General features: G+C 72.6%; 11 protein-coding genes. 8 read left to right on the top strand and 3 right to left on the bottom strand.

All coding sequences use genetic code 11. The annotated features are described in order from the left end of the window. A partial coding sequence (locus ABZ914_RS26680; protein WP_500196541.1) for a hypothetical protein occupies window positions 1-207 on the bottom strand: 207 nt, incomplete at its 3' end. A gap of 672 nt (window positions 208-879) precedes the next feature. On the opposite strand from ABZ914_RS26680, the gene rplM reads away from it, so the two are divergent. The 3 genes from rplM (at window position 880) to glmM (ending at window position 3466) form a co-directional block, all read left to right on the top strand. Then, entirely contained in the window at window positions 880-1332 is a 453-nt protein-coding gene (rplM, locus tag ABZ914_RS26675; protein ID WP_387021857.1) for a 50S ribosomal protein L13, read from the top strand. Between the two features lie 90 nt (window positions 1333-1422). Next, window positions 1423-1935, top strand: coding sequence for a 30S ribosomal protein S9 (gene rpsI, locus ABZ914_RS26670; protein ID WP_190862669.1), 513 nt, complete (start codon window positions 1423-1425; stop codon window positions 1933-1935). A 187-nt stretch (window positions 1936-2122) separates the two neighbouring features. Continuing rightward, the gene (gene glmM, locus ABZ914_RS26665) at window positions 2123-3466 is read left to right on the top strand and encodes a phosphoglucosamine mutase (RefSeq protein ID WP_500196538.1); all 1344 of its coding nucleotides are present in this window, start codon (window positions 2123-2125) and stop codon (window positions 3464-3466) included. A gap of 91 nt (window positions 3467-3557) precedes the next feature. On the opposite strand, the gene ABZ914_RS26660 is transcribed toward glmM, so the two are convergent. Both ABZ914_RS26660 and ABZ914_RS26655 read right to left on the bottom strand, forming a co-directional pair. Beyond that, window positions 3558-3887: a hypothetical protein gene (locus ABZ914_RS26660; RefSeq protein WP_500196536.1), complete on the bottom strand. Its 330-nt coding sequence runs from the start codon at window positions 3885-3887 to the stop codon at window positions 3558-3560. Window positions 3888-3915: 28 nt separating this feature from the next. Then, window positions 3916-4731: an HNH endonuclease family protein gene (locus tag ABZ914_RS26655; protein WP_500196534.1), complete on the bottom strand. Its 816-nt coding sequence runs from the start codon at window positions 4729-4731 to the stop codon at window positions 3916-3918. 170 nt (window positions 4732-4901) lie between these two features. Between ABZ914_RS26655 and ABZ914_RS26650 the strand changes: the two genes are divergently transcribed. From ABZ914_RS26650 to ABZ914_RS26630, 5 genes are all read left to right on the top strand, one after another. After that, window positions 4902-5858, top strand: a complete 957-nt coding sequence (locus ABZ914_RS26650; RefSeq protein ID WP_500196533.1) for a DUF389 domain-containing protein — start codon at window positions 4902-4904, stop codon at window positions 5856-5858. A gap of 63 nt (window positions 5859-5921) precedes the next feature. Further along, window positions 5922-6968 carry an ABC transporter ATP-binding protein gene (locus ABZ914_RS26645; protein ID WP_500196531.1) on the top strand — a complete coding sequence of 349 codons (1047 nt, stop codon included), beginning with the start codon at window positions 5922-5924 and terminating at the stop codon, window positions 6966-6968. Beyond that, the gene (locus ABZ914_RS26640; protein ID WP_433234999.1) at window positions 6965-7843 is read left to right on the top strand and encodes an ABC transporter permease; all 879 of its coding nucleotides are present in this window, start codon (window positions 6965-6967) and stop codon (window positions 7841-7843) included. Before ABZ914_RS26645 ends, ABZ914_RS26640 begins: the two co-directional genes overlap by 4 nt. Window positions 7844-7895: 52 nt before the next feature. Then, a complete protein-coding gene (locus ABZ914_RS26635) occupies window positions 7896-8807 on the top strand; it encodes an ABC transporter ATP-binding protein (protein WP_387021836.1) in 912 nt (303 codons plus the stop codon). 7 nt (window positions 8808-8814) lie between these two features. Continuing rightward, window positions 8815-9531: an ABC transporter permease gene (locus ABZ914_RS26630; RefSeq protein ID WP_190862686.1), complete on the top strand. Its 717-nt coding sequence runs from the start codon at window positions 8815-8817 to the stop codon at window positions 9529-9531. Window positions 9532-9589 lie beyond the last annotated feature (58 nt).

The following is a 9589-nucleotide window of genomic DNA, read 5'->3' as shown; positions in this document are numbered from 1 at the left end:
GGCGGGCGCGGTGCGGGTGCCGCGCCCGGGGCCGGCTCCGCCGCCCGTCCCGGCGCCGGGCTCGTCCCTTCGGCCCGAGTCTCCCGTGCCGGACGGGCCGCCGCCGTGGTCGGACGCGGCGATCGGTTCCGACCGCAACTGGGGCAGGACGAGCCGGTCGAGCGCGACGCCCGTGCCGATGGCGAGGGCCGACGCGCCGATGGTCACCGCGATCGCGATGAGGGGCCGGGAGCCGGGCCGTCCCGTCCGCCCCCGGCGACGCCGCCGCCGGGATCCCGCGGGCCGGTCGGGTCGCGCCGACGAGGAGCCGTGGGTGGAAGAGGGGGGAGGAGAAGGAGAGGAGCCGCGCGCCGCGGGCTCGCCGGAGTGCCGGGCCTGATGGCGTCCGGGCCGTCGGCCGGATCTGCGGGCACCGGATCTGCGGGCACCGGTTCTGCGGGCAGGGGACAGCGGGGGCTCCCGGGTGCGGGCCGGCGGCGCCGGCGTGGACCGGTCGGCGGCACCTTATCCCTATAAGGGGGAGGGAACACCAAGATCGTCTGAAACGGCCTTCCGGCCGGGGCGGGGCCGCCGGGCCGGGCCCCGCGGACGATGCTGCATACTGGAGAGCGGCTGGGAGACTGCCACAGCGATCCGTGTTTTGACCCGCGTGCGTCCGCGCGGGTATCCTGCGGGTTTGTTGTATGCGTCGACGCCTGTCCGGGCGGGAGACGAATCGCAACGACGTGTCGGTGTGCCCCACAGCGTGTCCGTCCCGGGGACGGGTCCGCGCGTTACGGGCCCCGGCCTCCCGGAGCGCCAGGTCGGAGATCCAAGTGTCCTGATCGGCGCGAGCAGGATATCCGCTGTGAAGTCGACGAGAAACGAAGGCTGACGACCGTGCGCACGTACACCCCTAAGCCCGCTGACGTACAGCGTCAGTGGTACGTCATCGACGCGACCGATGTCGTGCTGGGCCGTCTCGCCAGTCAGGTCGCGCAGCTGCTTCGGGGTAAGCACAAGCCCATCTACGCCCCGCACCTCGACACCGGTGACTTCGTGGTCATCGTGAACGCCGACAAGGTGGCGCTGTCGGGCAACAAGCTGGAGCAGAAGAAGGCCTACCGCCACTCGGGCTACCCGGGCGGTCTCCGCTCGGTGGCCTACGGCGACCTGCTGGCCAAGCACCCCGAGCGGGCGGTCGAGAAGGCGATCAAGGGCATGCTGCCCAAGAACACCCTCGGCCGGAAGATGTTCGGGAAGGTGAAGGTCTACGCCGGTCCGGACCACCCGCACCAGGCGCAGAAGCCCGTCCCGTTCGAGATCACCCAGATCAGCCAGCCCGCGAAGTAACGCGGACGCGCGACGGCGCGCGCCCGTGGAGGCCGCCGGGGCACCCGATCACCGGGCCAGCCGCCCTGGCTAGAACACCTGAGGAGAAGCGTGACCGAGTCCACCGAGACGCCCGCCGAGGGCGTCGACTTCGACTCCTACGAGGACGCTCCGTCCGAGTACAGCACCGAGACCCCCGAGGCCGCCGGCGAGAGCTACCTGGGCCAGCCGGTCGCCACCGGCCCGGCCGCGGGCACCGGCCGCCGCAAGCAGGCCATCGCGCGGGTCCGGATCGTCCCGGGCTCCGGCCAGTGGAAGATCAACGGCCGCACCCTGGACCAGTACTTCCCGAACAAGGTCCACCAGCAGATCGTGAACGAGCCGTTCGTCCTGCTCGGCCTGGAGGGCCAGTTCGACGTCCTCGCCCGGGTCAACGGCGGCGGCACCACCGGCCAGGCCGGCGCGCTGCGCCTCGGGATCTCCCGCGCGCTGCAGTTCGCGAACATCGAGCACCGCCCGGCGCTGAAGAAGGCCGGGTTCCTCACCCGCGACGCGCGGGTGCCGGAGCGCAAGAAGGCCGGTCTCAAGAAGGCCCGCAAGGCTCCGCAGTACAGCAAGCGCTGATCGACGGCACGAGCCGCCGCACCCCGTGGACGTTTCCGCGGCCGCCCCGCACGGGCGGCGCACCGGGTGCGGCGGCTCGCCCGTGTTCGCAGGGCCTGGCCCACTAGATTTGACCGCATGGGCGGACGGGGCGCGCACCCGCTCCGGACCGCCCGCGCGGTCTTTTCGTCTTTCCGGGAGTTGAACTGTGGCTCGTCTGTTCGGGACCGACGGCGTGCGTGGGCTCGCCAACCGCGACCTGACCGCCCCGCTGGCCATGGACCTGTCCGTCGCGGCGGCGCGGGTCCTCGGCGAGCAGGGCGCGTTCCGGGGGCACCGGCCGATGGCGGTGGTCGGGCGCGACCCGCGGGCCTCGGGCGAGTTCCTCGAGGCGGCGGTGGTCGCCGGGCTCGCGAGCTCGGGCGTCGACGTGCTGCGGCTCGGGGTGCTGCCGACGCCGGCGGTCGCGCACCTGACGCACGAGCTGGCCGCCGACCTCGGCGTGATGCTGTCGGCGTCGCACAACCCGGCGCCGGACAACGGGATCAAGTTCTTCGACCGCAGCGGCTACAAGCTGCCCGACGAGATCGAGGACCGGATCGAGGCGCGGCTCGGCGCGGCGTGGGAGCCGCCGACCGGCGCGGGCGTCGGCCGGGTCCGGGAGGCGCACGGCGCGGTCGAGCAGTACGTCGCGCACCTGCTGGCGACGCTGCCGGTGTCGCTGGACGGGCTGCGCGTGGTGGTGGACTGCGCGAACGGCGCGTCCAGCGAGGTGGCGCCGGAGGCGCTGCGCCGCGCGGGCGCCGAGGTGATCACCATCGGCACGGCGCCGGACGGGCTGAACATCAACTCCGGCTGCGGGTCCACGCATCTGGACGCGCTGTGCGCGGCGGTGCGCGAGCACGGCGCGGACGCGGGCATCGCCAACGACGGCGACGCCGACCGGTGCCTGGCGGTGACCGCGTCGGGCGAGGTGGTGGACGGCGACCAGATCATGGCGATCCTGGCGCTGGACCTGCGGGAGGCGGGCGCGCTCGCGGCCGACACCGTGGTGGCGACGGTGATGTCGAACCTCGGCTTCAAGCTGGCGATGCGGGAGGCGGGGATCGCGGTGGTGGAGACCGCGGTCGGCGACCGGTACGTGCTGGAGGCGATGAAGGAGCGCGGGTTCGTCTTCGGCGGCGAGCAGTCCGGCCACGTGATCATGCTGGACCACGCGACCACCGGGGACGGCGTGCTGACCGGCCTGCACCTGCTGGCGGCGATGGTGCGGCGGGGCCGCCCGCTGGACGAGCTGGCGAAGGTGATGACGCGGCTGCCGCAGGTGCTGATCAACGTCAAGGACGTGGACAAGACGCGCGCGAAGACCGACCCGGGGCTGGCGTCGGCGGTGGCGGACGCGGAGGCCGAGCTGGGCGAGACGGGCCGGGTGCTGATCCGGCCGAGCGGCACCGAGCCGATGGTGCGGGTGATGGTGGAGGCGGCGTCGCACGACCAGGCGCAGGCCGTCGCCGAGCGCCTCGCCGCCGTCGTCCGCGACCTCCTCGGCTGATCCGCCGGCCGGGGTGCGAGCCACCGGGCGAGCACCCCGGCCGCGAGCCGCGCCGAGCCGGGCCGGGCCGCGCCGGGGCGCGCGAGCGCGGTCAGCGCTCGTCGATCTCCAGGCGTCCGACCTTGAGGTGTTTGATCTCGACGGTGCCCGCCTCCAGGTGTCCGATGATCGCGCGCTTCACGGCGAGCTTGCCGATCGCGACGGCGCCGATGGCGATCGCGCCGAGCGCCATGGAGCCGAGGGCGAGCGAGCCGAGGCCGTTGCCGAGGCGCAGGGTGAGGCCGGTCGCGGACGCGCCGGTCACCTCGGCGCCGACGGCGCGGGCGCCGACCCCGCGCTCGGTGCGGACGCGGGGCCGGTCGGCGGCCTCGGAGGTCTCGGCGCTCTCGGCTTCCGGCCGGTCGTCGGGTTCGTTGCTCATCCGACGAGCATATTGGGGCGGGCCGCCGTCATCCTCCGCACAGTTCGAGCATCTTCTGCTTGTCGGCGGACGTCACGGGCAGGTCGTACTTCAGCGACACCTGCGCGACGCGGACGCTGTACGAGCAGCGGACGCGCTTGTTCGGCGGCAGCCACGACGCCGGTCCGGAGTCGCTCTTGGCGCCGTTCAGCGGCCCGTCCACCGGGATGAGGTTCAGCGGGTCGTTGGCGATGGACTCGCGCTTGTCCTTGGTCCACCGCGACGCGCCCATCTGCCAGTCGTACGACAGCGGCATGACGTGGTCGATCTGGATGGCGGTCGCGTGCGACTTCGTCCAGTGGATGGTCTTGCCGGAGTAGGGGTCGTCCAGCGTGAGCGAGACGATGACGCAGTTGGACCCGGACCGGTACTTCACGTCCTCCCCGTCGCGCTTCAGCAGGTCGTTGCGGGTGTCGCAGCCGTTGTGCGCGAACGGGACGTCGGGGGCGTTGTCCATCCAGGCGTAGCCGAACTTGTCGCGCTCGTAGCCGGTCTTCGGGCCGCGTCCCTTGGTGGCGACCTTCTTGATGAGCGCGCGCGCCTTGCCGAGGTCGCCGGAGGACGTGATGGGCGCGAGGCCCGGCTTGGTCCCGTCGGGGTTGTCGAGGGGGCTCACCGCGTGCCCGTCGTTGCGGGACGGCCCGGACCCGCCGGATGACCCGCCCGTCCCGCCCGATCCGTCCGAGCTCGGGTCCGTCTTGCAGCCGGACGCCGCGAGGGGGACGGTGAGCGCGAGCGCCGCCGCCGCGAGGGCCGTCCCGCGCCGGCCCCGTTCCCGTCGTCGCGCCCGTGCCCGTCGTAGCACGCGTTCCCGTCGTAGCACGCGTTCCCGTCGCAGCCCGTCGCGCCGCGTCATGCCCTCACCACCCGGAGTTTTCTGTCGTCTTTCACCCAGATGCGGGTAAATAAACGATCAAATCGTACGGACTCGCGCCGGCGCCACGGTCCCCGGGCTTTTACGGCAGCATGTGGCGGGTGCTGCACCTCAGAGCGATCGTCCCGCCGGACCGGACGGAGGCCGTCTGCGCGGCCCTGTCGGACTGCGCCGGCGCCACGAACGTCGTCGTCCTCCCCGGCGCCGCGCGCTCCCCGCGCGGCGACCTCGTCCAGATCGACGTGGCGCGCGAGTCCGCCAACGAGGTCCTCGCCGCGCTGCGCCGCCTCGGCATCGACAGGGACGGCTCCATCGCGATGGAGAAGATCGACCTGTCGGTGTCGGAGGTCGCCGAGCGGGCCGAGCGGCGCGCGCCCGGCCACGGCGACGACGCGGTCGTGTGGGACGAGTTCGACCGGCAGGTCACCGAGGGCACCATGCTGACCTGGTCGTTCATCGCGTTCCTCGCGCTGGCGACGCAGCTGGCCGGGATCGCCGCGCTGATCGACTCGCCGGTCCTGGTGGTCGGCGCGATGGTGCTCGGCCCGGAGTTCGCCGCGGTCGCGGGGATCTGCTACGGGATCTTCCGGCGGCAGCCGGGGCGGATCTGGCAGGCGGTCCGGACGCTGATCGTCGGGTTCACCGCCGCCATCGTCATCACCTACGTGTGCGCGCTGGTCAGCAGGTGGACCGGCGTGATCGAGAGCGACCGGCTGCCCGCGAGCCGGCCGCTGACCGCGTTCATCTACAGCCCGGACCGCTGGTCGTTCATCGTCGCGCTGCTCGCGGGCGCCGCCGGGGTGCTGTCGCTGACGGCGGGGAAGTCGTCGGCGCTGGTCGGCGTCTTCATCTCGGTCACCACCGTCCCGGCCGCCGGGAACCTCGCGGTCGCGATGGCGCTCCGGCACGGCGCCGAGATCACCGGGTCGCTGGAGCAGCTCGGCGTCAACTTCCTCGGGATGATCATCGCCGGGACGGTGACGCTGTTCCTCCAGCGCGCCGTGTGGAGCGCGGTCCTCCGCCAGAGGGGCCGAACGGCGGCCAAACGGTCGACTTAAGGCGCATCCGCGTACCACCTAAGGGTGACGCCGCGGCAGCACCCAGCCGCTAGGTTCGGGGACATGCCGATTATCGCCACCCAGGGCCTGACGATGAGGTTCCCCCGGGTGACCGCCCTGGACGACCTGACGGTGGCCGTCGAGCCCGGCGTCGTGGGGCTGGTCGGCGCCAACGGCGCCGGCAAGTCCACGCTGATCAAGATCCTGCTCGGCCTGCAGCCCCCGTCCGCCGGCACCGCGACCGTGCTGGGCATGGACATCGCCCGCGAGGGCGTCCGGATCCGGGAGAACGTCGGGTTCATGCCCGAGTACGAGTGCCTCCCGCCGGACGTGTCCGCGACGGAGTTCGTCGTGCACATGGCGCGGATGTGCGGGCTGCCGCCGACCGCCGCGCGCGAGCGCGCCGCCGACACCCTGCGCCACGTCGGGCTGTACGAGGAGCGCTACCGTCCGATCGGCGGCTACTCGACCGGTATGCGGCAGCGGGTGAAGCTGGCCCAGGCCCTCGTGCACGACCCGAAGCTGGTCTTCCTCGACGAGCCCACCAACGGCCTCGACCCGGCCGGGCGCGACGAGATGCTCGACCTGATCCGGCGCATCGGCGCCGAGTTCGGCATCAGCGTGCTGGTCACCTCGCACCTGCTGGGCGAGCTGGAGCGGGTCTGCGACCACGTGGTCATCATCGACGGCGGGAAGCTGCTGCGCTCCCAGGCCGTCGAGGCGTACACCGCCGAGAGCGGCGTGCTCACCGTCGAGGTGGACGAGGGCCGCGACACGCTCGGGCAGCACCTGTACGACCAGGGCGTGTCCGTGCATCCGGAGGGCCGGTTCCTGGTCATCGACATCGCCGGAGAGGCGACCTACGACCTCGTCCGGGACGGCGTCGCCGACCTCGGGCTGCGGCTGATCCGGATGGAGCAGCGCCGCCACCACATCGAGGAGGTCTTCCAGACCGCGCCCGCGGAGACCGTCCCGCCGGGTCCGCCCGGTCCGCCCGGTCCGCCGGGTCCGTTCGGTCCGCCCGGGACGCCGGGGGTGCCGCCGCCCGCCCCGCCGGGCGCCCCGCCCGTCCCGATGCCGCCCGGCGCGCCGCAGGGAGGCCCGCGATGAGCACCAGCACCATCCACGACATCGGCTACCGCCACTACGAGGGCCGCCGCAGCGGCCGCGCCTACGTGATGCGGTCGCTGTACGTGCACAACCTGCGCGCCGCCTTCGGCCTCGGGCGGCCCGCCCGCGCGAAGGTCATGCCGTTCCTGCTCGCCGCGATCATGCTGCTGCCGGCCGCCGGGTCCGTCGCGGTCGTCGCGGTCGCCAAGCGGCCCGAGGCGCTGATGCGCTACTCCTCCTACGCGGTCACCCTCCAGGTCATCATCGCGATCTTCCTGGCCACGCAGGCGCCCGTGCTGGCGTCCCGGGAGATCCGCTTCCACGTCGTCCCGCTGTACTTCTCCCGCCCGGTCGGCCACCTCGACTTCGTCCTGGCGAAGCTCGGCGCGCTCGCCACCGCGCTGTTCGCGCTGATGGCGGTGCCCGTCACCGTGCTGTACGTCGGCGGCCTCGTGACGAAGGTGCCGGACTCCTGGCACCAGTTCCTGCACTACCTCGCGGGCCTCGCCGGCTGCGTGCTGTTCGCGCTGGTGCTCGCCGCGATCGGGACGGTCGTCGCCGCGTTCACCCCGCGCCGCGGCCTCGGCGTCGCCGCCGTCATCGCCGTCTACATGATCACCAGTACGTTCACGCTGATCATCCAGGGCATCGCCGAGCACCAGACCAACTTCACCCTGGCCGGCTGGATCGGCGTCCTCGCCCCGTTCAACCTGATCGACATCGTGCAGGTGCGGCTGCTCGGCCAGCAGAAGTCCGCGGTGGACGTGCCGTCCGGCACGGTCAGCGGCGTCGTCGCGCTCGCGCTGTGCGCGGTGATCGTCGCCGGCTCGGTCGCGGTCCTGTACCGCCGGTTCCGGAAGGCGGGGCTGTCATGAGCGAAGCGAACCGGGAGGCGCGAGGGGCCGTCTCCCCTCGAAGGAGCGGGGCATGAGCGAGATCAGGCTGGAGAAGGTGTCCCGCTGGTACGGCAACGTCGTCGCGGTCAACGGCGTCTCGATGACGATCGGCCCGGGCGTCACCGGCCTCCTCGGCCCGAACGGCGCGGGGAAGTCCACGCTCATCCACATGATGGGCGGGTTCCTCGCCCCCTCGTCCGGGACGATCACCCTGGACGGCGAGCCGATCTGGCAGAACCCCGGCATCTACCGGCGGCTCGGGCTCGTCCCCGAGCGCGAGAGCGCCTACGACTTCCTCACCGGCGAGCAGTTCGTGCTGTCGATGGCGAAGCTGCACAAGCTGCCCGACCCGCGCGCCGCCGCGCGCCAGGCCATCGACCGGGTCGAGATGGCGTACGCGGCGGGCCGGACGATCGGCACCTACTCCAAGGGCATGAAGCAGCGGATCAAGATGGCGTCCGCGCTCGTGCACGACCCGCCCGTCCTCCTGCTGGACGAGCCGTTCAACGGCATGGACCCGCGCCAGCGCCTCCAGCTGATGGACCTGATCACCCGGATGGCGAACGAGGGCCGCACGATCCTGTTCTCCTCGCACATCCTGGAGGAGGTCGAGCGGCTCGCCGGGCACATCGAGGTGATCGTCGCTGGCCGGCACGCCGCGTCCGGCGACTTCCGCAAGATCCGCCGGCTGATGACCGACCGGCCGCACATCTTCCTCGTCCGCTCGTCCGACGACCGGGGCCTCGCCGCCGCCGTCATCGCCGACGGCTCGGCCCGCAGCGTCCAGCTCACCGACAAGGGCCTGCGCGTCGAGGCGGTCGACTTCCAGCGCTTCACCTGGCTGCTCCCGCAGGTGTCGCGGGACGCCGGCGTCCGGCTGTGGGAGGTCTCCCCGGCCGACGAGTCCCTCGAAAGCGTCTTCTCCTACCTGGTGGCCCGGTGATGCTCCGATGAACGCGACCATTGCGATGATCACCTTCCGGGCGATGCTCGGCCGGCGGCGCGCGCTGCTCCTGCTCGCGCTGCCGGCGCTGCTGGTCGTCCTGGCGGTCGTGCTGCGCTGGACGGGCAACAACGACCTGGACGTCTCGGCGAACGTGCTGCAGAAGTTCGGGCTGGCCACGCTGCTGCCGCTGCTCGCGCTGATCGCCGGCACCGGCGTGATCGGCCCGGAGATCGACGACGGCCAGATCATGTACGTGCTGACCAAGCCGATCCCGCGGCAGGTGATCGTGCTGACGAAGCTGGCGGTCGCGATCGTGCTGGTCGCGGCGTTCTCGGTCGTCCCGACCCTGCTGGCCGGGCTGGTGCTGACCGGGACGACCGCGCAGCTCGTGCCCGCCTTCACCGTCGGCGTGCTGGTCGGCGGCGTCGCCTACAGCGCGGTGTTCGTGGCGCTCGCGGTGATGAGCCGGAACGCGGTCACGATCGGGCTGCTGTACGCGCTGGTCTGGGAGACGCTGCTCGGGAGCTTCGCGCCGGGCGCGAAGTCGGCGTCCATCCAGCAGTGGGCGCTGTCGGTCACCGACGCCCTGACCCCGGCGTCGCCCGTCAGCTCGTCCGTCGACCTCGGCGTGGCGATCCCGCTGCTCGTCGCCGTCACGGTGGGCGCCGCGTTCCTGGCGGCGTTCCGGCTGCGCTCGCTGACCATCGCCAGCGCCGAGTGATGCGCCTTCCGGCGGCCTGATACCCGGTGGCCGGGCGCTCGTTGATCGGGCGCCCGGC

It is taken from the genome of Spirillospora sp. NPDC046719 (assembly GCF_040645715.1).
Classification (GTDB): domain Bacteria; phylum Actinomycetota; class Actinomycetes; order Streptosporangiales; family Streptosporangiaceae; genus Spirillospora.
The sequence above is the reverse complement of the archived record's forward strand: the minus strand, read 5'-3'. Positions and strand labels throughout refer to the sequence as shown.